Source organism: Paenibacillus campinasensis, from assembly GCF_002272015.1.
Taxonomy (GTDB): domain Bacteria; phylum Bacillota; class Bacilli; order Paenibacillales; family Paenibacillaceae; genus Paenibacillus_AQ; species Paenibacillus_AQ campinasensis.
The window spans coordinates 24,080-47,659 of the sequence record NZ_NPBY01000074.1 but is presented as its reverse complement, the minus strand read 5'-3'; the positions used below and the strand labels follow the sequence as shown (position 1 = coordinate 47,659).

Here is a 23,580-nt window from a genome sequence, read left to right as displayed (position 1 = left end):
CTCCTTAATTTGTTATTTTCCGAAGTCTGCTATAAATATCATCCAACGTCTCGGGATTGACTTGCGAAGAGACGGAACTTGCATTTCTAGCGCGGCCTTCAGCCCATTGGCGAATTTGCAAAATAGTTTCCTTTTTTGTGATGGAAACAGGCTTCGTTGCGGCCAGCGCCTGGAGAATATCGTCCGTTGTCAGATCTCGCTTAGAATCGTTGAATGCCGCCCACAATCCAGCTTCTACAGCACTTTCAATCTCCGCGCCGCCATAGCCCTCGCTATGGGTCGCCAGTTTATTCAGATCGAATTTTTCAGGCGATCTCCCTCTTTTTCGAATGTGGATTTTGAAAATAGCCTCTCTCTCCTCGAAGGTGGGCAGATCGATGAAAAAGATCTCGTCAAACCGGCCTTTGCGAATGAGGGCCGAGTCCAAATTGGATATATCGTTCGCCGTTGCGAAGACGAAAACAGGCTTCGACTTTTCCTGCATCCAAGTCAGCAAGGTAGCGCCGATCCGCGATGTGGTGCCTCCATCGTTGCTGGAATTCCCTCCGGAGATTCCGGCCAAGGACTTTTCAATCTCTTCGATCTGAAGGATGCACGGAGCAAGCGCCTCCGCTGTACGCAAAACGGTACGGAGTTTTTGTTCCGTCTCCCCCAAGAGACTCCCGAAAATTTGGCCAATATCGAATCGCAGCAGCGGAATCCTCCACGCGGCGCTTGTTGCATTTGCCGCCGTAGACTTACCTGTTCCAGGCTGGCCCGTACAGATCACGCCTTTAGGGATCGCAAGGCCGAAATCTATGGCCTCTTTCGTGAACGCTTTTTGATACATGACCAGCCATTTCTTCAGTTCATCCAATCCGCCAATATCATCCAGAGAGAACTTCGGAGGTATGTATTCCAATAGGCCGCTATTGTTGATGAACTGGGTTTTGATTTTCTGTACGTAAGCAACAGCTTCGGGGCTTGTGAAAGAGTTGTTTTCCACCCACGTTAGAGCGAACGCATTCTCCGCTTCGGCGCACGTCAAGCCCAGGGCAGCTTGTACCAAGCGGTAACGATCTTCTTCAGATACGTTTAAATGTTCCTTAACAGCCCCTTCGATCATCTTACGGCGCGATTCAGCCGTCGCCTTCCCGAGATCCAGCCTGGCCTTCCCAATCGCAACGGACGACATCACATCGTAGAGAACCGAATCAAGAGTATCGGCATCTGGAAGATCGAACTGAAGAAACGTAATGTCCTTCGACAGTTCTTGCGGTAAGTTAACCTGGGAGCTCACGAAAATAAGGTGCCGCTCCGTTATTTTGGCAACCGGAATCAAATCCTTTATAAGTTGAATGATCATATGTTTGGAGTTGGGGTTGTCCAGGTAGAAGTGAAAGTTTTTGAAGATATAAAGCGTCTTATCTGGTGAATTCGGGGACGCCACATACTGCAGAGCAGCAATCGGATCTGTTACGTCTTTATGTGTTTTTTGAGCTGCCGGATCATAGAAGCCCTTCGTGCAACTCCATTCCAGATATGAAAGTGTGATATTTCCTTTACCATCTTTGGCAATACGTTGAAGATCCTTGCAAACCCTCTCTTCTTCCCAATCCTGAATCCATAAAGCCGGATAACCTGCTAAAAGATACTGTTTTATTCTATTTCTCATTCAACATTCCTCCTCCTTGCTTGTTATACTTTGATTATATCATTACCATATTTAGGTTACAACAAAATAGTTGAAACCTATGAGCCGGATATGTTCTTCTTCTTGATCAAAGATCCAATATTTCGTACACTATGTGTGTAGGTATATTGGGTCCAGGAGGTTACATGGATAAAAACAGCGAAGATAAGAAACGCCGTATTATCGATAATTTCGAGAGATCGCTGCCAAAGTTGTGGAAGAAAGCTCGTATTGAGACTGAAGCTATTCAAAAAAAAGAGAACGCAAACACTGATTTTAATAATAAGGAAACAAATTAAGCCGGGACGTATTCCCCGGCTTTTCATTTTGGCACTTCCAATCCCCAACCCACTCCATCGACAAAACGGTTTACGTGCCGAGAAAATAAGAGCAAAATTGCATCCCTCACCGCTAGGTCTGAAGGAATAAGTTTACCCTAAACTCTTTTCAGCTAGAACTTTTCTCCACTCAGGGTTATCTTCCTCGTACCTTTTATCCGTGAACGGGATCTCTTCAGACTCCCACTCCTCTTTGTATAAAACAGGATGTTGGAAATTGCGGTACAACTGCTTGCAATATTGCGCCCACTCTTCTTTTGCTTCCTCCTCAAATGTTTGAGGATAGGAATCTTTAAAGCATTCCACTGTCACAAACTCTTCGTCATCGTCAGGTCCGAAATAACCCAACAACACGTAAAGTGCGTAACCTTTTGTTGTCCAGCTAACGTTTTTATCGTAGTTGTAATGGATTTTTAAAGTCTTATAATGTTTTGCAACTTGTTGTACTAATCCTACACCGTCAATATTCTCATACGGGTCCTCTGCGGCTTCTGGAGGATAATTTTCCTCCATATCATCGTAAAGTTCCTGTAGCTGGTTGTATAACTCCTTGGTGAATTCGTCCACTACTTCAAATTCACCTTCCACGAAGAATCTAAAAACAATGTCAAACTCACTTGGGTCTGACAAGCGTGATCTCTCCTCCGTCTCTTCTACTTCTACCAGTCTGATTGGCTTATCAGCCATGATCAATCGATCTCTGAGCTCTTGACCCGAAAGATCCCCGTCTTTGGTATGATCAAAGTTTTTGATGGTTACGGCTGTATAAGCACCAGCCGCTGAGATTAATTGAGGAGGAAGTGTACCGATAACATGCTTGCCAGCAATTTGCTCCGCGGTGACTGAGGCATAGACATTGCCATTTGCCTCAAGGTCGTATTTATCCAAAAGGATATTAATCGTGCCTTGATGCCGCGACACAATAACATGCTCCATACCTTCTACACTGTGTACGGTCTCTATAGTATATTTTTGCACGTCTAGATCGGCAGCGATGATATCCTCCGGCGTATTAAAAACTGTTCCGCGCGGCAGCTGAAGCGCGTAATACTCTGTAACACCTTGATCCGCCAAAACGGAGGGTGCGAGGGACGACAGGACAACTTCTTCTCTGCCCCGCGAAAATGCGGACAGACCGGCAATAGCCGCGAATCCTGAAGCAACAACCTTTTTAGTAGCGAGCAGTTGAGATAGTTTCATTATAGTAATCTCCTTTCGCGCCTGCGGGCGTTTGACATTTTTAAGTCAAGGAGCACGATACGTGTATGTCGCACTCCTTGTGAGTGTGGATTGAAATTTTTTAAATCTTGCTAGCATCATACGGGCACTATGCCCGACTTTTGCTGTATTTTAATGGGTTATACGTGTCCAGAATATAATTTATTCTGTCCATCACCCGTTTATTTTCTTTATTTATGTCTGCTATAGCTGAATAATCTGACTCAGCTATAATCGTTTGATAAAAGTCATCAACGCTACCGCATACCCTCTTTTCTTTTGTTTTATGTAACTCGTCGTTTCCAAAGACGACAGATCCATCAGCTTGCTGCACAAAAAACCACTTTGTGCGCCCTGCCGTAACTGCATAGCCTTGCCACTTTACATAACCTTCAATTTTTCGAAGCCTTAGGTCCATCAGGTCTTCGAATACCTTATGCCCCTGAAGGCTAAAGGTTTTGAGCAATTCAGCAGTTAAGTTATAGGTCTCCATCGGAGGCCTATTTTGATGATTATTTTTTATTTCTATCACTAAAGGGTCGTGAGACATGTCTAGAGCTAGAAGGTTAGGGTAAGTAGGCAACTTTTCAAGGCGACTTTCTACGGTAGAGTCGTCGGGAACAAAGAAAACGTGCGCTCCATTCCCCGTGTTCAAGACTTCATGGATGACGATGCCTCGTTCCGGCCTCTCGCCCCAGGACGTCTTGCTCCAGTTCAACCCTCCAACAATCCAGGAGTAGTAGACCAGGTCGCCTTTGATTTGCTTTACTTGGCCAGATCTTGTCAGGACTTCAACGGCTGCTTTCTTGTGCTTTATTCCTCCCAATTCTGATCTGCGGGTTTTTAATATCTCCGCGCCAATTGGGTATTCGGCTTCCAGCTCATCAGCACTAAAACCTATCTTTAAGTTAATCATAATGATCTCCTTGTGCCCGGCGCCTTGTTGCACCTGCGGCGGGGGTGGGGCTTATTGGCATTCTCGCACTAACTTTTCTAATGCTCTAAGGGATTTAAACCGTCCCTCCTTGAGCAGCTGCTCATTGCCACTAGAAAGGATGGCTTCGAGCGCCTCGCGATCGCTGACTACATAAGCATAGTCGCGCTCGCCCTGCCACTGGGTACCGTTTATGATAACGTAACGACCGTCCCGCAGCTTAGTGATACCTTTGTGCCTGCCAACACCGCCATTCGTCCAGTTACCACCATCCCAATAATCCAAGTTGCTGGTATACTGGACACGAGCAATGATCTCGTTGCCCCACAACCCAACCTCACCGGGGTTGTGGATATAAACTGGAACTCTCGTCATTTCCATTCTCCTTTCGCGCCATGCCATACACGGATAAACTCCACTGCTGCTTTCAATTTCTTTTGGTGAGAATTTTCCTTTATTTCTTTCTGAAGATAGTCCTCAAATTCTTCAGGACTACCACAGAAATTTTTGTATGTAAGCTCTAAGTGTTTATCGAGCGTGACATACGCTGTTAATGGGTCGTGTACAGACCAGATGTTAGATATTGATAAGATCTCATCTTTATCCACTATATATCCACGGCCCCCTATGCAGGCAAAATGTACAGACGCGTTTCGCTCGACTATTGCTTTACCAAATATAGTTGAGCTAGTAACCATTGCGCCTCCGCCGATCTGAGCAAAATCAGATATCCTAGAGTCTCCTGCTATAAAGGCATAACCAGATACTTTTGCGTGATCGCCTACAAATGCTTCAGACTGTATACGAGCGTGACCGAAAATTTCAGCATTACCAGTCACACAAGCATTTCCAAGTACCGTAGCGTCGCCATATACCATGGCATTATCGGATACCCACGCTTCCCCTTCATGGCTGAGATTGTCTTCTTTCTGGATCCAACCTCCCAGATCACCTTCCTCTACATCACCAAAATCTTTTATTGCTTTTATTTGGTGAAGAATAACATCATCTACAACTTTTCGATTAGCGGTTAGTACATATTTTTTCATTTTCCAGTTCTCCTTTCGCGCCTCTAGCCGCAGGCGCTTGACATATTTTTAGTCCAGGAGTACGATACATATATGTCGTGCTCCCTGTGAGCTCGTTGATTGAAATAATACTAATCTTTCTAGCATCAGCCGGGGCCCATTCCCCGGCTGATGCTTTTTTGTTTAGAACTAGCATTGTTCCTCCTATACACCCACCGGTGCTTTTATTCCAGTTCGTCGCTCCACCGTTGGTAAAAACCGCCGGCGATTCGTTCCAGCACTTCGTCTTCTTCGGTCGGCTCTACGCCGTACCACCGAGCAATTGAAACCACGTTACCATGCTCGTCCTCAATAGTAATGTGTTGTTGGGTAAAACTAATGCTATCCACCGCTTTTTGCTTCGCTTCTTCCAATGTAGGCGCCTGTTGGTTACCGGCTCCCGTATTAAAATTTACTATAAACATGCCTCTTCTCCTTTCGCGCCTGTTAGAGGCGCTTTGTTTATTTCTTATGTCTCAATTATAATCCAATATAATTGGATTGTCAATAACATAATTAGATTACAAACAATATTTTTGACTTTAGAACAATTATATTGTATTGTTAAGATAACAAGGAAGGTGATACAATTGAAAATCAATCAAAAAAAGGTGGACCAGATCGTAGATGTTATGATCGCAGACTCCGGTATTAAACATAGAAAGGCTCTCTCGGAGATGGCCGGCATCAAGCCTTCAACATTTCACGCTGCCATTAAAAATGAGTCGCTTAGACTCGTTGATTTTTTACGCATGGCTGAGCTGCTTGGATATGACGTAACAATCACCAAACGTGAGGTAGATCAATAATGGACACGCACATGGCTAAGATCCAGGTACACTTCAAAGTATTCTCGGTTGGTCGCTGCGCCTCCTGTAATGCGTATAATGAAGTAATGATTTATGATTATGGACGTATGACGTACGCCGAGATGGAAAAGAAAATGGATACAGTTAAGCATGAAGTGAAAAACCTTCAATGCAAAAAATGCGGACACTGGTATCCTCCAAAAAGTATGGTTTACCGTGATTCAGAAAATAAAATCCCCGAACTAAGCCAAGAGATCCCTTATGGCTCCCTCCGGACACAGGAAGAATCAGCGGAATGGATGGCTGCTCATGAGGCCAGATATGAAGTTTTCGAATCAAAGGCTTCAGAATTTTGGATGGCTTATACCGACTTTGCTCTAGAGGACTGGAGAGCAGCGGTCAACGAACTAACTCGTGTCGAAATCGAGTCGGCATACAAAGAGATGGGAATTAAATCGCAGCTGCGTACAGATCAGCACGCTCGTAAGGATGCGCTTAACCGGAATCTATCAGATGCGGATAAAAGAATATTTTGGAGAGCAGCAAACGAGTATTTTGTGCGGGAGGAATTGCTATATATCGGCGCCGTTGGTTGGACACCGGTAGAGTATGCAAAAACCTACGGCCGTCGGAGAACACAATTTGCCATGCTACATTTCCCCGTTCCAGACGTTCACGAGCCGGAACGCACCCGTTCAGTTGCACAGTTATTCCGCCGGGATCGCGGGGACAATGCTTTTCTGTTACGCAAATTGTCAACTCTGAACAACGAAGTTGAAGGAGCAAAAAAAAGGGCGACTGAATATTTTCATGCAAACGAAACGTTAAAAGCTGAGGTAGCAGTAGGACAGCGAAAGCTTGCTGAAGCATACGATCGTATAAGGCAACTTGAAGATGCTCTTCAAGCATCGGCGCTGATTAACACGGGGGACTCCAATGATAAAAGGAAGATCCGGGAGCAGAAAAGCTTTATCAGCGAGTTGCTTACAGAAGTAAAAAGACTGCAAAAACTGTTACCAGAAGCAAGTGCAACTGTAGACTTTCCTGACACAGGCCCATCGGAACCGGAGGACACGGAAAACGATCCCCCGCAATCATACGCCTCTCTGCAAGGTAAGACCCTGGTTATCATTGGTGGGGATCGGAGTGAGCAAGCAAGTAATGTGAATGCTCCATGTCGCATAATAACCGTTGATGGGATGACAATGGGCGTTGAACTTGATGCTGCCCTTAAACAGGCGGACATCATTGTTGTGTTAAAATGGCATATATCACACGCTGCAATGTGGACGGCCAGAGCCCATGCAATCGAGACCGATACACCGATCATATACAGTTCCCCAATTAACATTGCTAGAATACTAGATCTGGCAGCAAAAAAGCTCCTCCCATCGTAACAGATTCTATACAACAACCAGAGAAAGCCGTCAAGGGCGCGAGGAATAGCGGACTGACCGGAGGGAAGGAGCATATGCCGCAGCGGCGAAGCGAACCCTTGATGAGCGGTTCCATACGCCAACCCTATTGCCTGCCCCGAAACCACGTTTCGGGGCCTGCCTCCCGGCGAGGGCAGGAAGTTCAGAAACCTGGGTTTCTGGCCGCCGGAGGCAATAAGGGAGTGCAGAGGGCGGAGTCCTTTGCGTTCCCCATTGGGGGCGGAGGGGCCGTCTCTTGTGTATGAGCTTTAGCTAATTATTTTTCAGATCGATTGTGATACTTTTTTTCGGCTTCTAATCGCAGTTGAATCGCTTCACCTTTATATCTGGAAGAGCCTAAGTATATTCGTTTGCCGTTAACACCGATGTGAGCGACCCATGTCCTTCCTGACTTATCCCAGGTCACCCCTTTGAAGCCACTCTTGTTATCTGGCCGCATTCCTTCCCATTTTAAACATCCGCAGGAGCGTGTCATTTTAGATTCTAGATTATGACCGAGCACATCAACGATCTCTCCGCATTTACATCGACATCGCCATAGTGTTTTTTTATCCTTAAATCCAGCAAATTCAATAACCGTTAACCACCCGTATTCTATTCCTCTTCGATCCTTGACCCTATTACTCGGTATCGGTTTTGGCATTATCGCATCAACGTATGGCTTGTGATGTTCCTCTTCAAGACGTTTCCGTTCCTTGATGGCCTCATCCAATGAAGTGGACGTTTTCCCGAAGAATCGCTTTCCTTTTACCGTGATAGACGGCTCGAAATATACTCGGCCCCTTCGGATTCGCCGATGAATACCTTTATGCCCCGTTCGACTATCGGACCTCACCTTTTTGGTCAATAGTGGAACGATCACCCCATCTACGCTCATTTCATTCAATTTATTTCTAGCATACTCTGCCTGTTCCGGTCGTTGACAGCCACAGGATATAGTGTTTCCACTTCGTAAGCTGGTTGCATCAACCACAGGCTTTTCACCACATTTACATTGGCAGCGCCAAAGGGCTCTGCCGTCTCTAGACTTACCAGCACGCTCGATAACCTTTAATAAACCAAACGTTTTCCCCTCTAGATCCAATGCGTTTGCAGGTGTTTTCCCCCGTAGGCAACCACATGATTTTTTTGTACCGTGCAGAAGCTGGCCTTTCAACGCGATTGTCTCTTCCTTGCAATCGCACTTACAAAGCCACGCTTCTTCATTATGGACCTTATCAGGTAATTTAGAAATTGCCACCAAATGATGGAATCGCTGGCCAGCTCTAATTTGCTTCTTTTTAGCCGTCTGTTTATTCCCACTCGTGTTCTTGAGCGTGTCTTTCTGCAGTGATTGATACCTTTTTTTAAAGTAGTTTTGGCATTTTGCACAAGACTTAGACTGTTTCTCAGTCGATGATGAAGGAGGATCCATTGGGCCTCCACATTGTCTACATAATCCGGCCGCTTTACGTTCTTCATACTTTTGTTGCTTGTGATGCCGGTAACGGCAACGTGAAGCGCAATACTTACCACTATGCTCCACGATATTATTGCAATCCGGAGCCGCACAGATCTTACTCATGGTTATGTCTCCATATTTTTTCATTCCACGCATCCTCCCTATCTTAAATATATTCGACTTAGGCAAAAAGGAAACAACTTCGCAATAATTTCCACAGCCTCATTATTGAAAAAGGAACTAATGTTCGCATATAATACAAACAAACGTTCTGTTTTGATCAGGCATGCGTAAGGAGGGAAATTTAGGGCGGTGAAACCAAAAAAACGCATCATTATGCTCGCAGATTGTCAATCCTTTTATGCCAGTGTAGAGAAGGCTGAGCACCCAGAATACCGAGATCGGCCTCTGGTAGTAGCCGGGGACCCGGCCAGAAGATCCGGAATCGTTTTGGCCGCATGCCCTATGGCAAAGAAAAAGGGGATTACAACCGCAGAACGCCTAGGGGAAGCACTGGCCAAGTGTCCGGATCTCGTGGTCATCAAACCCCGGATGCAGCGTTACATAGATGTATCCATGTTAATCAATGATATTTTTAAAAGCTATACAGACTTGGTTGAACCATTTAGTGTTGACGAGCTGTTTTGTGACGTTTCAGGATCTATCCACTTATTCGCTGAAACTGCAGAAGAGTTGGCCAAACTCATTCAAGATCATGTTTTGGAAACAACCGGTATATATACCCGATTCGGTATCTCAGATACAAAGATCCTTGCAAAAACAGCCTGTGATAACTATGCCAAGAAGAATGAATCCGGAATCTACACTCTGACAAGGGAAATGCTTCCGGAAACCTTATGGAGATTGCCTGTAAGTGACATGTATATGTCTGGCAGCCGGATGACTCGCCATTTTTGGGCGATGGGCTTGCCTACCATCGGCAGCGTGGCCAACACCCCCTTGCCCAAGCTTAAACAGATGATGCGGCGAAAATTTGGCAAGAACGCCGATATACAGGCTGAAATGTATTGGAGGATCGCCAACGGAATTGATGATAGCCCGGTACGACCAGGCACACACCAGGTTACGCCCAAGTCCGTTGGCCATATGATGACTTTACCACGGGATTATCGTCGGCTGGACGAAGAAATTAATGTTGTGCTGCTAGAGTTGACGGAGTTGGTTTGCCAGCGGAGCCGCAGCCTCGGTCTTATGGGGAACGTTGTCACCGTTGGTTGCCAAGGAGCTGATTATGATTGCCCTACCGGATTCACAAAACAACTGAAGATGGAGGAACCCAGTAATGTGACTAATCAGGTATATCGCTGGGCACGCCAGTTGTTTAAGAAGCATTGGGATGGGCAGCCGATCCGGAGGATCGGCGTCAGTTTATCGCAGCTGATTCCAGATCAAGAATATCAGCTTTCGCTATTTGACCTAGATCGAGAAAAAGCCATGGCGCTTGAACGCGTGACCGATGCCCTGAAACGAAAATACGGAGAAACGATCATCATTCGAGCAGTCTCTAAAACCGAAGCCGGACAGGCACTCGATCGTTCATCTAAGATAGGAGGACATTACAGTAATTTCCGATAGAAAGCCCACGGTTTAAATCGTGGGATGAAAAATGGCTTAGCCCGAACATCCCTGCATGGGGATGAGCTGGGCAGCAAACACTCAGCAAGTGTACGAACCCATTTCTTTTTGGTAGCGTTGTAGTTTAATCATAAAACTGATACACTGATGATATGGGACAAGAATATAGACGTACAGCTACCACCGTATCTCTCATCAACTATCATTTTGTTTTCTGTCCACGTTATCGAAGAAAAGTATTAGTAAAGCAAGTGGAAATTCGATTCAAGGAACTAGTTGAAAAGATATGTCAAGAGAACGACTGGCATATTGTAGCCATGGAAGTGATGCCAGATCATGTCCATCTGTTCCTGAACTCTCTTCCCACCGATTCTCCATCAGACATCATGGCAAAAGTGAAAGGAGTGACTTCTCGAATATTAAGGCAGGAGTTTAAGCATCTTGCTCATTTGCCAAGTCTGTGGACACGTTCTTTCTTCGTCAGTACAGCAGGAAACGTATCCAGTGAAACAGTAATACGCTATGTCGAAGAACAAAAGAAAAGGGGGTGAACTCATGCAAACTTTAACTGTAAAAGTCCGAATTTTCCCTGAACATCCAGATGTTCTGCGCCAACTAGGAAAAGAGTATATTCGCGTAGTAAACCAACTAAGTGAACAGGCAGAACAACTTGGAGTTTTTCCGAAAGTGACAACCAAAGATGTAGAATCCCGCCTTCCTTCTGCGGTCTGTAATCAAGCCATTCGTGATGCCAGGAGTGTGTACCGTAAAACTAAGAAGGGGGGAACTCGCCCTATTCTTAAAAAGCCTATCTATTTCATCAACAATCAAAACTATTCCATATCTGAAAGTACGGTGGCTTTCCCTATCGTCGTTGATAGTAAAACAAAGAAGACAACATTTCTTGCTACTCCAACGAATCGAGACATGGAGTTGTTAAGTAAGGCCAAGCTTGGACTGATGCGAATCGTTGAAAAATCAGGAAAATGGTACGCTCAAATATCGCTAGAAGTTCCAACAACCGAATCGAACGGTGAATGCATGATGGGAATTGATCTTGGTTTAAAAGTGCCTGCTGTTGCTGTAACTTCTACAGGAAAAACCAGATTTTATGGAAATGGCAGACAGAACAAGTACATACGCAGAAAGTACCAGCAACGGAGGCGGAAATTAGGGAAACTAAAAAAATTGTCTGCCATTCGGAAGTTAGGCAATAAAGAGCAACGTTGGATGAAAGATCAAAACCATAAGATTAGTCGTCAAATTGTCCATACAGCCATTCAACAAGGTGTGTCGCTTATCAAGCTAGAACGACTGGAGAATATTCGCAAGACGGCAAGAAACAGCCGTAAAAACGCAAAGAATCTGCATAGTTGGACTTTCTATCAGCTGCAACAATTCATCTCCTACAAAGCAAGGCTTGTCGGCATAAGGGTTGTGGAGGTTAATCCTGCCTACACCTCTCAATCTTGCCCTGCCTGTGGGGGGAAGAACAAAGCGAGAGATCGGAGATTCGAATGTTCATGCGGATTCAACGCTCATCGCGATCGGGTTGGAGCTATCAATATCATGCGTCAACCTGTGGCAGATGGTAACAGTCTGCCAGCCTAAGATGCTATATGCACTGTCTTAGGACGGGCTGATGAGACAGCCCTGAACTTGGGGGAACTACGGATAGTAGAAATGCACTTCCGACTACCACCCAAGAATCCCACTGATACCGAAGGTGTCAGCTTGCGGCTTTAGCCGTGGGAGTCTCAAAAATGACGACACGCAAAAAACTTGAAGGCAACGGCCTTTGGGAATCGAGCCGAATGATGCTGCCAGAACACAAAGAACTCATTATTCGTCGGCAGCTCGAAGAGAGCAGACGAGAAAAGCCACTCCTGGATGCTCAAGAAATCGAGCTGATCGAACACGCCCTCGCTGAATCGTATTATGTACACAGAACAGTTACGCTGAAGCTATATGATGAATATGCAGAAATGGAACGGACCGGCGTGGTGTCTGTCATCCTGACGCATAAACGTGAAATCAAATTTACTACCAGGCCGGGAGAATGGGAATGGATTAAAATAGAGGATATCATTTCGATCCAATAGAAAAAAACGCTCAGTTATTACCTGAGCGGTTCAAACATTCATCTAATCAGAAAACTCACCGATATAGGTAATAGAGGTGAGTTTATGATTAATAGAACATTTGTTATTAGATCCAATGAATTACCAGAAGAAATGAGATCATGGAATTGGAAAGAGTTAAGCTACTCTAATACCAAAGACTACCCTGAAATTCCCTGTGTCATAGTTATGGCAAAGGACTCCTATGGGGTTATTATTCCTTATCAAATTTCAAAGACGCAAAATTTGCGTGAGTTCTTCCGCCGATCCTATAACAAAAACGTAGGTATCTCAGACAAAGAATGCAACACCATCTTTTACGTTGAAGAGATGATTGATGCTGAAAGAGATCGGAAGAAAGAAGCCCTACAAAATTTCTTTAAAGTTTACCATATAGTTTAACATCATCCGGACGATAATCCGCGTAAATGAAGTGGCAGCTCTTCGTTTTTACAACTTCTCGGACAATAACTGTATCCTCTACCACTTCCTCCTCAGTTGCAAAGGCATTGTACAACCCGAGCGTCACGAGACCTAAAAATAAAACGAGCCCGGAAAGATTCCAAATCACTTCGAACATTGATATCCAGCTCCCCTTTTTGGTATGATGGGGATGCGTAGAGCCTGGAAGTTTTACGCATCCCGAAAAGTCGATTACTGATCCGTAGTCGGCTTTTTGCTTTTCTTCTCTTTCAGCTGCATAAACCGTACAATCAGCTTATCCAGTGATTGAGACATAGAAACAACATCCTTGTGAATCAACTCGATCCCGCTGGCCACTCTAATGAGCTCACTTCGCAGCTCCTCGATCTCCTCCGAGACCTGCTTTATTTCTTCGTCTATCGGATTCACCTCTATCACCTCCTCTCTTTGTTCAGATCTCCGTTCCGGAAAAGGGATCACCTGGTTCTCTACCTTTTTCCGATTGTCGATTACTGGCTTGTCCGCCATCAGATCCGGACAATGCCTAGGGCTAACTCCATCAAGAATTCCCTGACGAATGAGATCACGTTCAATCTCATACCGTTCAAACACTTTCAGTTGCCCCCAGGATTCTTTAGATTCAAGAAAGAGAATATTCCTTCTGTCTTCTGACAATGTACGGGATGCCAACAAAAATTCCGGCCCCAAGTACACCTGCCCTTTCCATTCGTACCCCGTGGCCCTCTTATAATCAGTCTTATCGAGCACCCAAGTGTAACTTTCAAACCGGTTGAGTACCCGTTCAACTTCGTCTGGAAGTGGACCGTCCGTCCAATATACTTCAACCGAATCAAATGAACTTCGGAATGAAAACTTAACGCCCGGAAACACAATTTTTAGAGCCTCACTAATATGCTTTTTCGTTTCTTTCCCTGGAATATGAATCATTTTTTACTTCCCCTTTCGAATTGTAGTAAGTCTCGCGTGCCGGCGAGGCACGCGACGAGCAAACCTAGTTCCTCTGGCTCCCAACCGACCTGCTTCGATCGAACACATCCGTTGCGGAGTCCAATGTGGCCAAGATATAACCTTTGGCCAGAAGTTTGAGATAATCGCGAAGATCACAGTTATAAAGATCCATTTTCAGCAGCATGTACTGTATGAGCCACTGATCTTCTTCTGGAGTGCGATGAACGATAATATCTCGTAGCACTGCGGATTCCATGATATGAGCCTTTCCCTGGTGTTCGATGACGTATAGATCATCATCGAGCCTCTTTTCTTTGAAGAAATTAACAAACCATTTCATATTTTCATTCATATCTAAAACCTCCTTAATTTTCGTTTCCAAACCTTTATCCGGTTTCGGTTGCCGGTCTAGCCCGAGCGGCAATGAGCGGATGGTTTTAAGGTTTAGGTTTTGAGTACAGAACTGTGACTTGCGTGTCTTGCTGCTGCGTATGGAGTTTTCAAAGAGCGTTTATCCGTATGTCGGAGCCGTCATAGCCACGAGTAACCATGAAGGTTCCTGGAATGCAAAGGCTAGTCCGCCAGGATAAAAAAAGGTGTTGGCGGTTTTCCAACACCTTTTTTTACCTTTGCATGGAAGGGTTCTTTATGGTTGGCTATGATGACGGATCCGACATGTTTACGGATAAACGCGATGAAAACGGAAGAAGCAGCAGCCCGACGCTAACTTCAGCTCTGTACTCCCAAAACCGATCTCCTCCCTGATTCTGCCCACAAAAAAAGAGCCTCAAAGAGGCTCTGTTCGTCCTGAAATTCATAAAAAGACATCGGAACGCAAAGGAGGATCAGAAGTCGAATGGAATCTACCGGCACTTGGCAGCTTGCTGCTTAGAGCCGGTGAGTCGCTTCGACTTCCCGACTGTACGAGCTGGGGGATCAGAGTTATTTTCGTAAAAACATCCCTTCATAAGCTTTACTTCCTAGTCAAGGAAAATCTATCTTTAAGTGAATCCGGAAAATCTGCAGCAGACTGAACAGCAGTAAATGAAGAAGCTTCCTGAAAAACACCGGTCTTACGAATTCGTTTAGAAAGTTTCTTGCTGAAGTTTCGCTCTGCGACACCAGGAGAATGCACATAGATCATTCTCTTTTTTTTAAGTTCTCTATAGGGTTTTCGTGCGAGCTGCCTACGCACTTGCAGATAATCGTCTATAGACTTCTGCCTCTCCTCGTGAGACATAAATAATAAGCTGGTCTCCACGGGATAAAGCTTAACATACAATTTTTCGTTTTTCTTGCGCTGACGTTTTCTCATACCTTTCCTCCTGAAGATGTTAATGCCTCGATTACCTCATCCAATGCTTGAAGAGATGGGGCAATCTTACGAAAAAACTGGTCGTTAGATGAGATAATGATATTTTCCTTCCAAGGAATATCAAACAACCGTTGACGCAATTGATCATAAGGACCAAAAAGGATCGCCTTCGAACCAGTAACATGCGTGGCCATCAGAACACTGGGATCTTGCTTAGTGATCCCTTTGGCCACAAAGATAGAGAATTTCTGTTTGCGTATTGCATCATAGGCAAATTTAGAGGGATATACTGCAAAACCACCATGAGGCAAGGGCATACGAATCATATCGCCCTGTAGTGAACTTTCTCCCATCTCTTTACTCATTAATAACACACTCCTCTGCATCGAAATAAACTTATCATTGCGGTGACACCATAGAACAAACCTTCAAAGCACGAACCCCTACCCAAAACATGGCGAAAACTAATCCCAACCAATTTAAAGGCTCCGGAAAAGAAAACAACCAAGAGAAACAAGCCCATAATAAAGCAATCCAACCTCCCCACCAAAAGGCAAAACCAATCCATTCCGCTATCGGCTCTGGTTTGAGATTTAGTTGTTTCCGGAAGCGAAACAATCCACTTCCAATGATGATATAGCCAATTGCCGGCCCGATCATAAGCATGAATAACTTCTCCTTCCAAACAGCTTATCCCTGCATCGGCCGAAGCTGCAGATGCAGTGGGGAAATTCCAGTAGGATCTGCTGCTCCTATTCGTTCACTTGGATCAAGTCATGAACCGGAGCATACACTTTCTCCAATTTTTTATCACCCAGCATCGTTACTAATTCAGTGGGGACGACCAAAGCAATTTTACCGAGATCTATGAGATCTTGGTCCGGATGAGCCTCCAGAACCTGGTCTCTGGCAGCTGCATACCATAGACAAGAACGAGCATTCGATTTAATTATGTATTTAGGAGTTTTCATATTGAATCCTCTCTTTTACTGATGAATTATGCGCTGAAACGCCTTTGAATATTTACTATCGACGGAAACCGATTTCTTTTTGGCTTTTAAAACACCTTCCTGCGGAGCCTTGCTCTCTAGAAGAAGAGAAAACTTAGGATAATGAGATTTTGAGTTAATTAAGTAAAACCATCACAGTTATCGCACCAGAAACCTTGACGGTCGCCGACACATCAAAGTTTTCATCAAATGGCTCTTCGCCCGGCACAGAGTAATTGACGTTCCCTCTCTCATGTGCCGGCTCCCTTCTTGGGGTAAAGGGAATTTAATGTGTCCTTTAAATATCTTGTTACAACGTCCAGTGCATTACCGGAATCGCGCCAAGCTTCCTTTTCGTTGATTACTGTTTCAATTGCTTCTTTCAGCTTCTGTTCACGGGCTTCTGCGTACTGCAGATCAATACTCAGTTTACGTCCGTGTTCACGCCAACTGTCTGCACGCTTCGTTTCTGCTCTCGTCAATCCTTCAGTAGCTTCTAAGTTCATTTCCAGCTTATCTGCCCGTTCTTTCTCTGCTGCGTATTGCCTATGGTAATATTCCAAAGCTAAAAATGCGTCATTCAATTTCCAAGCATCTTCATCGAGCATGTTATCGGCCTTTATTTCTGTCTGGATACCATCTTCTTCAATCGTGTAAAATGCCGCACCATCTTCTACGCCGCCCGGATCAAGTCGCCATGATTGCAGATATTTGATTGTTTCCATATCCTTTTTTAAGTCTCTACTCATTCCACTACCACCAATAAACCGTAATCTTCCTCTGATCCGCACTTAGGGCAAGTAAAAAATGACTCTTCTGCATGTTTAGACTCAATTAGTGTAATTTCATGCGTACCGCACGCATCTGAGGTTGCAAGGTTCCATTCACCTGCAGTGGATGCTTCTTGGCAGTTGGGGCATGCAAACACCTTATCTCCCAGCTTAATGGTGGGTACTGGTGGGGTATCTGTTTCAAATGCTCCTAAGAGCACTTTTTTCTGCATTTCTCGATAGGCAAACCATGCAGGGGTTAATCTAGTCGCTTCGAGCTTCGACTCTATCCAGTGCAGCAGCTTCTGTGTATCTGTCGGCTTTACTTGGTTATTCATATCCACCCTCCTTATCCAGCGGAACAACATTGAAATCGCAATACATTTGTCTAGCTAACCTCTCTGCAACCTTCTCTGCGATTTTCTTCGTCCTGTAAACCTTGGCTTCGGGTTTCGCCCCACTCCCAGGAAACTTCTCACCGTGGTCAATGTAGTCTTTGCCGACGTAATACCCGATGTTACTATCGTATAGAATCCACCCCGACTGACTCATTTATATCCACCCTCCGATCCATACACCCACTCACCGTTATCTATTCGCTTGCCTCTGAATTTGTACTCTCTGATATCTTCTCTTCCTCTCTAAAGGGATGGCACATCACTCAACTTGTTCTACTCTCCAACTCAATACATACGCGCACCTATCAAGCAACGTTTTTGCCATTGACTCCGCTCTCGATTTGCTCTTGTACTTTTTAGTCCGAGATGTCACTGCTCTATCCCAAATAGGGAATGCATCACCACTCATTTGATAAGTTCCAGCATAATAGCCGTAGGTGTTCTTGTAATCATCAGCTTCTAGTTGGCTGGTAGAAAGGTATATAACATATCGCAATATATTCACTCCTCTCTAAAGGGATTCAGCCTTATACGGACCACGCTTACGCTCGGATTATTCGGTCGTCACGCGGACCTTCGGCCTTATGAATTATACAGGATCGTGTTCCGCTGATTGAGGCAGGCAATGGTTATAAATCTCGATTACCTCCCAGGACCATGTTCCTTCCACAGTTACGGCTAGAGCATTTTTTTCTTCGTTGAACCTAATAGCGATTTCGCCGTTAGTTTCATCGTCAAATAGAAACTTAAATCCATCATCGATGGATTCAAACTCCGAATCCGAAAAACTATAGTGCTGCTGGATGTTCTTTTTCACCTCTGACTTTACTTCTTCCCGTTTTCCTACTTCGTACCAAAGTGTAAGTTTGTTGTTATTCATTTCAAAATTCTCCTTTGTATTGGTTTTGCGGCATATCCAGCAATCCCACATGAATGAAGGTATTCTTCATCGGCACTCCGGATCTCCCATAATCTCATGTGGAAACAGCTGATCTTTAATCAGATGATATGCATCTGTTCGGTCGTATAAAGGAGCATATCGATATCGTTTATCATCATTAGTCCCACGGCCAGCTAGTGCAATATGCCGAAATGCTGAAGGTTTTTCTCGTCCGCTCTCTAAGATGGGAATCTTGAGTTGCGCACATCTCGTTCTGGTCAGCAATACCGCAAACGGATATGGTTCGTGACTCCAACGTTTAGCGACCGAATTATAGTACGGCAATCCCGTTTCCATAACTTCCTCTTTTGTGTACCATCCTTTTTGATTTGGCATTAAAATACTCCTTCCTTTAAAAGTCTCTCACTTATTCAATTATACAACTCCTATCGTTGGTAGTAAACGTTAAACGTTGAAAAATAACGATAGACGTTGTTAAAATGATTATAAGGGTGTATATTAATAACCGAGGTGTTAACATGATCAAATTCAAACTAGATGAAGTGATGTTTCGCAAGGGTTTCAGTCCAACCGATCTTAGCGAAGCGACCGGAATAAGATGGAATAGCATTGATGACATGATGAAAAACCGGGTTAAGCGTGTGTCGATAAAAAATATAGAAAAAATCATGGAAGCTCTGGAACTAGAAGAGATATCACAGCTTATCGAATACAAAAAAGACCCTACTTCAGAAAAGTAGGGTCTTTTTTCCGTTACTCTTGAGGTATTCTGCCTACTTCCTTATTCCAAAAATTGAAGGATGACCGCAGATAACTGACTTCTAAAAAAAGATGGATCACTTTAGCGATCCATTTCAATCGATGAAGATATCTCATGAGACTGGACACGAGACATCGTTTGTTTTAAATCGCGCTGAGATATTTGATTTCCCACGGCCATAACTTGTTTTGTACATTCTTTTAACGCTCGATCAAGTATTTCGATAAAAGAAGAAGTAGATGTGATCATCGTTCTAATCCCAGCCATCTCTTTTGGACCTGGAATACGCTGACGAGTTGTATCTATTTGTTTTTGAACCGCATTTCTTTCATCGGATAGCTTCTGTAAATCCGTTCTGTTGGGCTGACGAAGTTTTTCAAATATTCCTTTAGGCTGCATCATGTCATAACGTTTGTTTAAATCAGCCTGCCGAGCCTCCAACCGTTCAAGCTGCTGCATGTCCCGAAGTGGGCTTTCCAGCTCATAAAGTTTCCTTTTTGCCTCCCCGAGCAAGTTTCTTAGTGTGCTTTGCTCTGCTTGAAGATCCTTATGTATTTCACTTTGGATATTGTGCCAGTCTTTCAACACATTTTTGGCCCAGGAAGTAATTTCGCTCGGTGGCGCTTGATAACGTATCTGGCCCCGATAAACTTCTGCTTGAATTTGATAGACATTAGAGTTGTCAAACAAGAAAGAACGATCGGCTAGACGAATCGCTTGCGGAAGATTTTCCAATGACGTCACATATCGCCGACGTATATCTTCTTCAGGAATATGATGCCCACCTTTAGCGACACGCTGAGCAACCCGGTCAATGTGAAGATCAACACTATCTAACCCAACATAGTACAGATTTATACTAAATCCAGATTTCTTGGCCAGTTGCATTTGATTCAGAACATTTTTTCCACCAAGTGTTGTTTCAATCGAGAAAGACTTCCCCTCCTCTATGCACTGACGAACGAGCTTCACTGCCTCACGACCAGCTGCAAAGTCAGCGCGGTTCTTGGGCAGATGACTGTAGCTTTTCGCTATTTCATCTGCATCAATGACAACAATATCGGGATTGCGGTGTTTCAAAATTTTTGTTAATTCAGATTTTCCTGCACCATTAGTGCCGGCATAAACTGTCATCGAAGGCCGATCATCAAGGGGTTGGTATCTCTTTAAATTGTCCTCTTTCGTCATACGTTACCTCCGTTTTTCTCCCGTCAGGATACTCTCGTATAACCTTTCCATTTTCGCTATAACTAAAAAAGGTATTGGCTTTTTGTGCAGACTTTCGAGCTTCAGCCGCTGCAAGCTTTCCAAGTTCTTCAAGCTCCTGTCGATTTAACCTATCCACGATTATATCCCCTTTCATTTTTCCATTATTATACCACAACATGGACCAAAAGACCTGTTCCAATAAGTAATTAGACCTATTCTAAGGTAGTTGAAAAAACCGGCTGATTTAGCCGGTTTATTTTATGTATTGATACACTGCATATTATGTATGATTATTTTGAAGCGTCCATAACAAAAGAGCAAGTCTTTTCTGAGAACCCACACCAAAGTTTCGAAGCAACATAATCTCATTCGGTGTCATGTCGAGCAATTCCTGCATATAGGTACGTCCTGATCGGTGGATTGAATTAACAATCCGGTTATCAACTGAACTTCCATCTGAAACACTATAGATTACATCACGAATAGTTCTTTCTTTTACTTCATTTGAAATTCTAAGCAGTCCTGACATTGGAGTTGAAAAATTCCTCGGATTAAAAAACCAGCTGATCGAAGAATCTTCGTGAAGCGACTCGCGAGCTCTCGCCCCCTTTATTTTAGAGTAAAGCGAAGAATATTCAGATCTTTTTTGATTCTTCTCGATCAAGTGAATCAAGTAATCCAACTCGTCGATGGACAAGCCAAATAGATTGGCCATGGTCATTACCTCCAAATAACACTTATATTAAAATCCTCTCATTTATTTGTACCATTAAACCAAATTATAGTACATCGGTTTGGCCACTCTTCGACTAGTAGTATTATTTTACCACAAGTTAACCTCAATCTAACACTAACTTCGTATAATAACGAACTATCATTACTGCTACTTTTTGGCTATTTATGTATTTTTATAATGGAAACTCGAATTTTCATTATAAAAATACGATGTTTCATATTAAAACTCCGAAGTTTATTTTTGAAACTTCGGAGTTTTAATATGAAACCACCAAACTATTTTCCGCCATGAAGAACAAAGGCAGCCGATCAAGGCTGCCTTTGTTCTTCATATTACAACGTCACAATTGGGGCACTGTATCAAAACAGGCCGATGACTCAGTTGAATGGCTTTTTTAAAATGATATCCATTGTAGACTCGGTTCTGACAAGCTGGACATCTTATCTTCTTAATTACGTCCATCTCTTGAGAAACCACATCGAAGATAGAATCCAGAATCCCAGGCTTATCACAATACGTAATCTCTTCCCTAAAGAAAATCTCCCCCTGTTGCGGTTGCTTATAGTAATATACAAGTCCGTATGAAGCCCATGGATTTTGATTCGAAGAAACATTCTTCCGGATCAATTCCTCATTCAGATTAATGAAAAATGGATCTCCGTTCTTTTGCTTGCACTCCAGGATGCAAGTTTCATCATCCGGATATTCTCGCAAATCATTTGAGATGTTGCCTGCAATTCTTTTTTGTTTCTCCGTAACCCAGCGACCAGGCAAATTGTTCAATCTCCTCACTTCATCGAGCAACGTCATTCGTAGTTGCCTGCTTGGCAACTTCATTTCGATTCTCTGATCTATGAGGGCGCATAGAATCTTTACTGACATGTCTCCATAGTAGTTCCCAACAAGGGAACTGTATAATTTAGTGATACTAATTTCTCGCACAATGTCGTCCTCCTTTATATTTATGGGAATGGAATAGGGCAAGCCCTATCCCCTCACCACTCATAGCATTTCAATCCAGGTACAACCGGGCCGTCTTGATCGACCATCAACCATTCAACGCCTGCATCAGATGCAAACTGAAGCACTTCCCTCAAGCCATCCGGAAGAGTTTCAAGTTGTTCCTGAATCTCATTAGATTCAGGGACAAAGACAAAGTAACCATATTGGTGCTTCCGAAAGTAGATCAGGGGTAATTTCATGTCTTTCTCCAGCGCTGCTGCTGCCTGTTGACTCAAATGACTGGTGCTTACACAAAGCATCTGACTCGTCTCAAGGCCGGAGAATGCAGTTTCAACATAAATGTTGCTGCCAACAAAATCTTCTCCGAGAATGTCATGCGCATCCTCTCCTTGTTGTCTTCTTTTTTCATATTCCTCATAATCGACGCCCGTCCATTCCTTAAAGTCATTCATGGCGTTCCTCTTCGCATTGCTCCCAACAAATGGAGTGACTTGCTCAATCACTTCCTGGAACTGTTTTACAACGATGAAAATCTTCATATGAATCATCCTTTCAATATTTTTTGGATCAAACGGCTCGCTCATAATAGCCACGAACCCTTCTTCGAAGAAACCCTTCAGCTTCAAGCTCCTGCAAAGTACGCCTTACTGTGGCTTCCGGCGTATTTGTGTTTTTGAGCTTGATTGGAAAACGTTCTTTCACCGCCTCAAAGACGGCTTGCGGTGTAATGTTCTCTAAGTTTTTTGTTACATGCTTCACCGCGTTCCTCCACGTAATGTATTGGTCCGTGGAGATTTGTTTGTATTGGCCGGGAGCAAGTATCCAAAGTTGCCCTCCTGGCTTATAATCTGTTTTGAACAAAATCAGATGCTCTGTGACAATTGGAATAAAATTGCCACGGTAGTTACGGCGGTAACTCATTGCATTGTGCTGAACTTTGGTGAAGTGCCGCACAGGAGCGCCTACCCAAGACATCTCTCTCTGAATGCTTTTGATATAGCCCTTACCTTTTACAACCATGTCGCCTACCAACACGGCCACATATCGACTGTGAGCTGCCGCTTTCTGATTCACATGAGACACCGCGGCAATGAACGTTTTCCAGTCCATCCGGCTCATGTCTAGGCTTTGGAGATGCTTGGGTAGATCAGCGGCATAGTCGATCATGTTCCAATACGGATAGTGAAGAACCGTAAGGTCGAACCCGACATCATGAAAGTCATCATTCACGACATCGAATCCGTTGTGGATGTCGTCTCCTACATAGGGAATGCCCAGGTAAGAACAGACATCCCGGCTGGTCTTCCCTCCTTCCATTGGGTCATAGACGTACGGGGATTGAATCCCCGTACGCTGCAAGTAAGAAATTAGTTTGGCCAGAACATCACCTGCATAATTGCCGCGATATTGAGCATTTCCATATCTGTCCCGGTTCGGGACAGATATCAAAGTCGTTAGCTCTCCAAATGCGTCATTGAAACCGCGAATTTCCAATGTGAATCCCCTCCTAAACGTG

The 23,580-nt window shown here is 44.1% G+C and carries 32 protein-coding genes; 9 read left to right on the top strand and 23 right to left on the bottom strand.

Features of this window, described 5'->3' with window-relative positions:
- Positions 1 to 4: 4 nt before the first annotated feature.
- Entirely contained in the window at positions 5 to 1,654 is a 1,650-nt protein-coding gene (locus CHH67_RS21435; protein WP_095267417.1) for an AAA family ATPase, read from the bottom strand.
- Positions 1,655 to 1,818: 164 nt separating this feature from the next.
- Between CHH67_RS21435 and CHH67_RS26325 the strand changes: the two genes are divergently transcribed.
- The gene (locus CHH67_RS26325) at positions 1,819 to 1,971 is read left to right on the top strand and encodes a hypothetical protein (protein WP_179292192.1); all 153 of its coding nucleotides are present in this window, start codon (positions 1,819 to 1,821) and stop codon (positions 1,969 to 1,971) included.
- A gap of 132 nt (positions 1,972 to 2,103) precedes the next feature.
- Here the strand turns inward: CHH67_RS26325 and CHH67_RS26015 are convergent, their stop codons facing one another.
- From CHH67_RS26015 to CHH67_RS21410, 5 genes are all read right to left on the bottom strand, one after another.
- Entirely contained in the window at positions 2,104 to 3,210 is a 1,107-nt protein-coding gene (locus tag CHH67_RS26015; RefSeq protein WP_144029304.1) for a CRISPR-associated protein Csx16, read from the bottom strand.
- A 127-nt stretch (positions 3,211 to 3,337) separates the two neighbouring features.
- Entirely contained in the window at positions 3,338 to 4,144 is an 807-nt protein-coding gene (locus tag CHH67_RS21425) for a hypothetical protein (protein WP_095267416.1), read from the bottom strand.
- 51 nt (positions 4,145 to 4,195) lie between these two features.
- The gene (locus CHH67_RS21420; RefSeq protein WP_095267415.1) at positions 4,196 to 4,537 is read right to left on the bottom strand and encodes a hypothetical protein; all 342 of its coding nucleotides are present in this window, start codon (positions 4,535 to 4,537) and stop codon (positions 4,196 to 4,198) included.
- Positions 4,534 to 5,211: an LbetaH domain-containing protein gene (locus tag CHH67_RS21415; protein WP_095267414.1), complete on the bottom strand. Its 678-nt coding sequence runs from the start codon at positions 5,209 to 5,211 to the stop codon at positions 4,534 to 4,536. Before CHH67_RS21415 ends, CHH67_RS21420 begins: the two co-directional genes overlap by 4 nt.
- A gap of 203 nt (positions 5,212 to 5,414) precedes the next feature.
- Positions 5,415 to 5,654 carry a hypothetical protein gene (locus CHH67_RS21410; protein ID WP_095267413.1) on the bottom strand — a complete coding sequence of 80 codons (240 nt, stop codon included), beginning with the start codon at positions 5,652 to 5,654 and terminating at the stop codon, positions 5,415 to 5,417.
- Between the two features lie 165 nt (positions 5,655 to 5,819).
- Here CHH67_RS21410 and CHH67_RS21405 point away from each other — a divergent pair, with 165 nt between their 5' ends.
- Positions 5,820 to 6,038, top strand: coding sequence for a hypothetical protein (locus CHH67_RS21405; protein WP_095267412.1), 219 nt, complete (start codon positions 5,820 to 5,822; stop codon positions 6,036 to 6,038).
- Positions 6,039 to 6,049: 11 nt separating this feature from the next.
- Positions 6,050 to 7,435 carry a DUF2325 domain-containing protein gene (locus tag CHH67_RS21400; protein ID WP_218832067.1) on the top strand — a complete coding sequence of 462 codons (1,386 nt, stop codon included), beginning with the start codon at positions 6,050 to 6,052 and terminating at the stop codon, positions 7,433 to 7,435.
- Between the two features lie 295 nt (positions 7,436 to 7,730).
- On the opposite strand, the gene CHH67_RS21395 is transcribed toward CHH67_RS21400, so the two are convergent.
- Positions 7,731 to 9,062 (bottom strand): AP2 domain-containing protein, encoded by a 1,332-nt coding sequence (locus CHH67_RS21395; protein ID WP_095267410.1) that lies wholly within the window; start codon positions 9,060 to 9,062, stop codon positions 7,731 to 7,733.
- 165 nt (positions 9,063 to 9,227) lie between these two features.
- Here CHH67_RS21395 and CHH67_RS21390 point away from each other — a divergent pair, with 165 nt between their 5' ends.
- From CHH67_RS21390 to CHH67_RS21370, 5 genes are all read left to right on the top strand, one after another.
- Positions 9,228 to 10,511: a DNA polymerase IV gene (locus CHH67_RS21390; protein WP_244908286.1), complete on the top strand. Its 1,284-nt coding sequence runs from the start codon at positions 9,228 to 9,230 to the stop codon at positions 10,509 to 10,511.
- A 152-nt stretch (positions 10,512 to 10,663) separates the two neighbouring features.
- Complete coding sequence (gene tnpA, locus CHH67_RS21385; protein WP_095267409.1) at positions 10,664 to 11,062, top strand: IS200/IS605 family transposase; 399 nt, start codon at positions 10,664 to 10,666, stop codon at positions 11,060 to 11,062.
- Positions 11,063 to 11,066: 4 nt separating this feature from the next.
- Positions 11,067 to 12,122: an RNA-guided endonuclease TnpB family protein gene (locus CHH67_RS21380; protein WP_095267408.1), complete on the top strand. Its 1,056-nt coding sequence runs from the start codon at positions 11,067 to 11,069 to the stop codon at positions 12,120 to 12,122.
- Between the two features lie 152 nt (positions 12,123 to 12,274).
- On the top strand, positions 12,275 to 12,613 hold the full coding sequence (locus CHH67_RS21375; protein ID WP_095267407.1) for a YolD-like family protein: 339 nt from the start codon (positions 12,275 to 12,277) through the stop codon (positions 12,611 to 12,613).
- Positions 12,614 to 12,697: 84 nt separating this feature from the next.
- Positions 12,698 to 13,033 carry a hypothetical protein gene (locus tag CHH67_RS21370; RefSeq protein WP_095267406.1) on the top strand — a complete coding sequence of 112 codons (336 nt, stop codon included), beginning with the start codon at positions 12,698 to 12,700 and terminating at the stop codon, positions 13,031 to 13,033.
- 252 nt (positions 13,034 to 13,285) lie between these two features.
- Here CHH67_RS21370 and CHH67_RS21360 read toward each other — a convergent pair whose 3' ends face one another.
- The 10 genes from CHH67_RS21360 to CHH67_RS21310 form a co-directional block, all read right to left on the bottom strand.
- Positions 13,286 to 14,002 carry an LPD29 domain-containing protein gene (locus CHH67_RS21360; protein ID WP_095267404.1) on the bottom strand — a complete coding sequence of 239 codons (717 nt, stop codon included), beginning with the start codon at positions 14,000 to 14,002 and terminating at the stop codon, positions 13,286 to 13,288.
- Positions 14,003 to 14,066: 64 nt separating this feature from the next.
- On the bottom strand, positions 14,067 to 14,375 hold the full coding sequence (locus tag CHH67_RS21355; protein ID WP_095267403.1) for a hypothetical protein: 309 nt from the start codon (positions 14,373 to 14,375) through the stop codon (positions 14,067 to 14,069).
- A 621-nt stretch (positions 14,376 to 14,996) separates the two neighbouring features.
- Positions 14,997 to 15,338: a hypothetical protein gene (locus CHH67_RS21350; RefSeq protein WP_095267402.1), complete on the bottom strand. Its 342-nt coding sequence runs from the start codon at positions 15,336 to 15,338 to the stop codon at positions 14,997 to 14,999.
- The gene (locus tag CHH67_RS21345) at positions 15,335 to 15,703 is read right to left on the bottom strand and encodes a hypothetical protein (protein ID WP_095267401.1); all 369 of its coding nucleotides are present in this window, start codon (positions 15,701 to 15,703) and stop codon (positions 15,335 to 15,337) included. The genes CHH67_RS21350 and CHH67_RS21345 overlap by 4 nt, the downstream gene beginning before the upstream one ends.
- 34 nt (positions 15,704 to 15,737) lie before the next feature.
- Positions 15,738 to 16,004 (bottom strand): hypothetical protein, encoded by a 267-nt coding sequence (locus tag CHH67_RS21340; protein WP_095267400.1) that lies wholly within the window; start codon positions 16,002 to 16,004, stop codon positions 15,738 to 15,740.
- Between the two features lie 86 nt (positions 16,005 to 16,090).
- Entirely contained in the window at positions 16,091 to 16,309 is a 219-nt protein-coding gene (locus CHH67_RS21335; RefSeq protein WP_095267399.1) for a hypothetical protein, read from the bottom strand.
- Between the two features lie 269 nt (positions 16,310 to 16,578).
- Positions 16,579 to 17,076 carry a hypothetical protein gene (locus CHH67_RS21330; protein ID WP_095267398.1) on the bottom strand — a complete coding sequence of 166 codons (498 nt, stop codon included), beginning with the start codon at positions 17,074 to 17,076 and terminating at the stop codon, positions 16,579 to 16,581.
- Positions 17,073 to 17,435 carry a hypothetical protein gene (locus CHH67_RS21325; protein ID WP_095267397.1) on the bottom strand — a complete coding sequence of 121 codons (363 nt, stop codon included), beginning with the start codon at positions 17,433 to 17,435 and terminating at the stop codon, positions 17,073 to 17,075. The genes CHH67_RS21330 and CHH67_RS21325 overlap by 4 nt, the downstream gene beginning before the upstream one ends.
- Positions 17,428 to 17,649: a hypothetical protein gene (locus tag CHH67_RS21320; protein WP_095267396.1), complete on the bottom strand. Its 222-nt coding sequence runs from the start codon at positions 17,647 to 17,649 to the stop codon at positions 17,428 to 17,430. The genes CHH67_RS21325 and CHH67_RS21320 overlap by 8 nt, the downstream gene beginning before the upstream one ends.
- A 435-nt stretch (positions 17,650 to 18,084) precedes the next feature.
- The gene (locus CHH67_RS21310) at positions 18,085 to 18,375 is read right to left on the bottom strand and encodes a hypothetical protein (protein WP_095267394.1); all 291 of its coding nucleotides are present in this window, start codon (positions 18,373 to 18,375) and stop codon (positions 18,085 to 18,087) included.
- 539 nt (positions 18,376 to 18,914) lie between these two features.
- Between CHH67_RS21310 and CHH67_RS21305 the strand changes: the two genes are divergently transcribed.
- Entirely contained in the window at positions 18,915 to 19,136 is a 222-nt protein-coding gene (locus CHH67_RS21305) for a helix-turn-helix domain-containing protein (protein WP_179292191.1), read from the top strand.
- A 101-nt stretch (positions 19,137 to 19,237) separates the two neighbouring features.
- On the opposite strand, the gene CHH67_RS21300 is transcribed toward CHH67_RS21305, so the two are convergent.
- The 6 genes from CHH67_RS21300 to CHH67_RS21275 form a co-directional block, all read right to left on the bottom strand.
- Positions 19,238 to 20,344: a zeta toxin family protein gene (locus CHH67_RS21300; RefSeq protein ID WP_095267392.1), complete on the bottom strand. Its 1,107-nt coding sequence runs from the start codon at positions 20,342 to 20,344 to the stop codon at positions 19,238 to 19,240.
- Positions 20,304 to 20,501, bottom strand: coding sequence for a hypothetical protein (locus CHH67_RS21295; RefSeq protein ID WP_244908285.1), 198 nt, complete (start codon positions 20,499 to 20,501; stop codon positions 20,304 to 20,306). Before CHH67_RS21295 ends, CHH67_RS21300 begins: the two co-directional genes overlap by 41 nt.
- Positions 20,502 to 20,645: 144 nt before the next feature.
- On the bottom strand, positions 20,646 to 21,080 hold the full coding sequence (locus CHH67_RS21290; RefSeq protein WP_095267391.1) for a hypothetical protein: 435 nt from the start codon (positions 21,078 to 21,080) through the stop codon (positions 20,646 to 20,648).
- 348 nt (positions 21,081 to 21,428) lie between these two features.
- The gene (locus CHH67_RS21285) at positions 21,429 to 21,911 is read right to left on the bottom strand and encodes a hypothetical protein (protein WP_144029301.1); all 483 of its coding nucleotides are present in this window, start codon (positions 21,909 to 21,911) and stop codon (positions 21,429 to 21,431) included.
- 185 nt (positions 21,912 to 22,096) lie between these two features.
- Positions 22,097 to 22,648, bottom strand: coding sequence for a DUF5983 family protein (locus CHH67_RS21280; RefSeq protein ID WP_095267389.1), 552 nt, complete (start codon positions 22,646 to 22,648; stop codon positions 22,097 to 22,099).
- Positions 22,632 to 23,558, bottom strand: a complete 927-nt coding sequence (locus CHH67_RS21275; protein WP_095267388.1) for a helix-turn-helix domain-containing protein — start codon at positions 23,556 to 23,558, stop codon at positions 22,632 to 22,634. The genes CHH67_RS21280 and CHH67_RS21275 overlap by 17 nt, the downstream gene beginning before the upstream one ends.
- Positions 23,559 to 23,580: the final 22 nt, after the last annotated feature.

What these genes read in the sequence shown, in the direction of transcription:
- CHH67_RS21435 (WP_095267417.1), bottom strand. Translation starts at nt 1,654, where the DNA reads ATGAGAAATAGAATAAAACAGTATCTTTTAGCAGGTTATCCGGCTTTA.
- CHH67_RS26325 (WP_179292192.1), top strand. Translation starts at nt 1,819, where the DNA reads ATGGATAAAAACAGCGAAGATAAGAAACGCCGTATTATCGATAATTTC.
- CHH67_RS26015 (WP_144029304.1), bottom strand. Translation starts at nt 3,210, where the DNA reads ATGAAACTATCTCAACTGCTCGCTACTAAAAAGGTTGTTGCTTCAGGA.
- CHH67_RS21425 (WP_095267416.1), bottom strand. Translation starts at nt 4,144, where the DNA reads ATGATTAACTTAAAGATAGGTTTTAGTGCTGATGAGCTGGAAGCCGAA.
- CHH67_RS21420 (WP_095267415.1), bottom strand. Translation starts at nt 4,537, where the DNA reads ATGACGAGAGTTCCAGTTTATATCCACAACCCCGGTGAGGTTGGGTTG.
- CHH67_RS21415 (WP_095267414.1), bottom strand. Translation starts at nt 5,211, where the DNA reads ATGAAAAAATATGTACTAACCGCTAATCGAAAAGTTGTAGATGATGTT.
- CHH67_RS21410 (WP_095267413.1), bottom strand. Translation starts at nt 5,654, where the DNA reads ATGTTTATAGTAAATTTTAATACGGGAGCCGGTAACCAACAGGCGCCT.
- CHH67_RS21400 (WP_218832067.1), top strand. Translation starts at nt 6,050, where the DNA reads ATGGCTAAGATCCAGGTACACTTCAAAGTATTCTCGGTTGGTCGCTGC.
- CHH67_RS21395 (WP_095267410.1), bottom strand. Translation starts at nt 9,062, where the DNA reads ATGAAAAAATATGGAGACATAACCATGAGTAAGATCTGTGCGGCTCCG.
- tnpA (WP_095267409.1), top strand. Translation starts at nt 10,664, where the DNA reads ATGGGACAAGAATATAGACGTACAGCTACCACCGTATCTCTCATCAAC.
- CHH67_RS21380 (WP_095267408.1), top strand. Translation starts at nt 11,067, where the DNA reads ATGCAAACTTTAACTGTAAAAGTCCGAATTTTCCCTGAACATCCAGAT.
- CHH67_RS21375 (WP_095267407.1), top strand. Translation starts at nt 12,275, where the DNA reads ATGACGACACGCAAAAAACTTGAAGGCAACGGCCTTTGGGAATCGAGC.
- CHH67_RS21370 (WP_095267406.1), top strand. Translation starts at nt 12,698, where the DNA reads ATGATTAATAGAACATTTGTTATTAGATCCAATGAATTACCAGAAGAA.
- CHH67_RS21360 (WP_095267404.1), bottom strand. Translation starts at nt 14,002, where the DNA reads ATGATTCATATTCCAGGGAAAGAAACGAAAAAGCATATTAGTGAGGCT.
- CHH67_RS21355 (WP_095267403.1), bottom strand. Translation starts at nt 14,375, where the DNA reads ATGAATGAAAATATGAAATGGTTTGTTAATTTCTTCAAAGAAAAGAGG.
- CHH67_RS21350 (WP_095267402.1), bottom strand. Translation starts at nt 15,338, where the DNA reads ATGAGAAAACGTCAGCGCAAGAAAAACGAAAAATTGTATGTTAAGCTT.
- CHH67_RS21345 (WP_095267401.1), bottom strand. Translation starts at nt 15,703, where the DNA reads ATGAGTAAAGAGATGGGAGAAAGTTCACTACAGGGCGATATGATTCGT.
- CHH67_RS21340 (WP_095267400.1), bottom strand. Translation starts at nt 16,004, where the DNA reads ATGCTTATGATCGGGCCGGCAATTGGCTATATCATCATTGGAAGTGGA.
- CHH67_RS21335 (WP_095267399.1), bottom strand. Translation starts at nt 16,309, where the DNA reads ATGAAAACTCCTAAATACATAATTAAATCGAATGCTCGTTCTTGTCTA.
- CHH67_RS21330 (WP_095267398.1), bottom strand. Translation starts at nt 17,076, where the DNA reads ATGAGTAGAGACTTAAAAAAGGATATGGAAACAATCAAATATCTGCAA.
- CHH67_RS21325 (WP_095267397.1), bottom strand. Translation starts at nt 17,435, where the DNA reads ATGAATAACCAAGTAAAGCCGACAGATACACAGAAGCTGCTGCACTGG.
- CHH67_RS21320 (WP_095267396.1), bottom strand. Translation starts at nt 17,649, where the DNA reads ATGAGTCAGTCGGGGTGGATTCTATACGATAGTAACATCGGGTATTAC.
- CHH67_RS21310 (WP_095267394.1), bottom strand. Translation starts at nt 18,375, where the DNA reads ATGAATAACAACAAACTTACACTTTGGTACGAAGTAGGAAAACGGGAA.
- CHH67_RS21305 (WP_179292191.1), top strand. Translation starts at nt 18,915, where the DNA reads ATGATCAAATTCAAACTAGATGAAGTGATGTTTCGCAAGGGTTTCAGT.
- CHH67_RS21300 (WP_095267392.1), bottom strand. Translation starts at nt 20,344, where the DNA reads ATGACGAAAGAGGACAATTTAAAGAGATACCAACCCCTTGATGATCGG.
- CHH67_RS21290 (WP_095267391.1), bottom strand. Translation starts at nt 21,080, where the DNA reads ATGGCCAATCTATTTGGCTTGTCCATCGACGAGTTGGATTACTTGATT.
- CHH67_RS21285 (WP_144029301.1), bottom strand. Translation starts at nt 21,911, where the DNA reads ATGACGTTGCTCGATGAAGTGAGGAGATTGAACAATTTGCCTGGTCGC.
- CHH67_RS21280 (WP_095267389.1), bottom strand. Translation starts at nt 22,648, where the DNA reads ATGAGCGAGCCGTTTGATCCAAAAAATATTGAAAGGATGATTCATATG.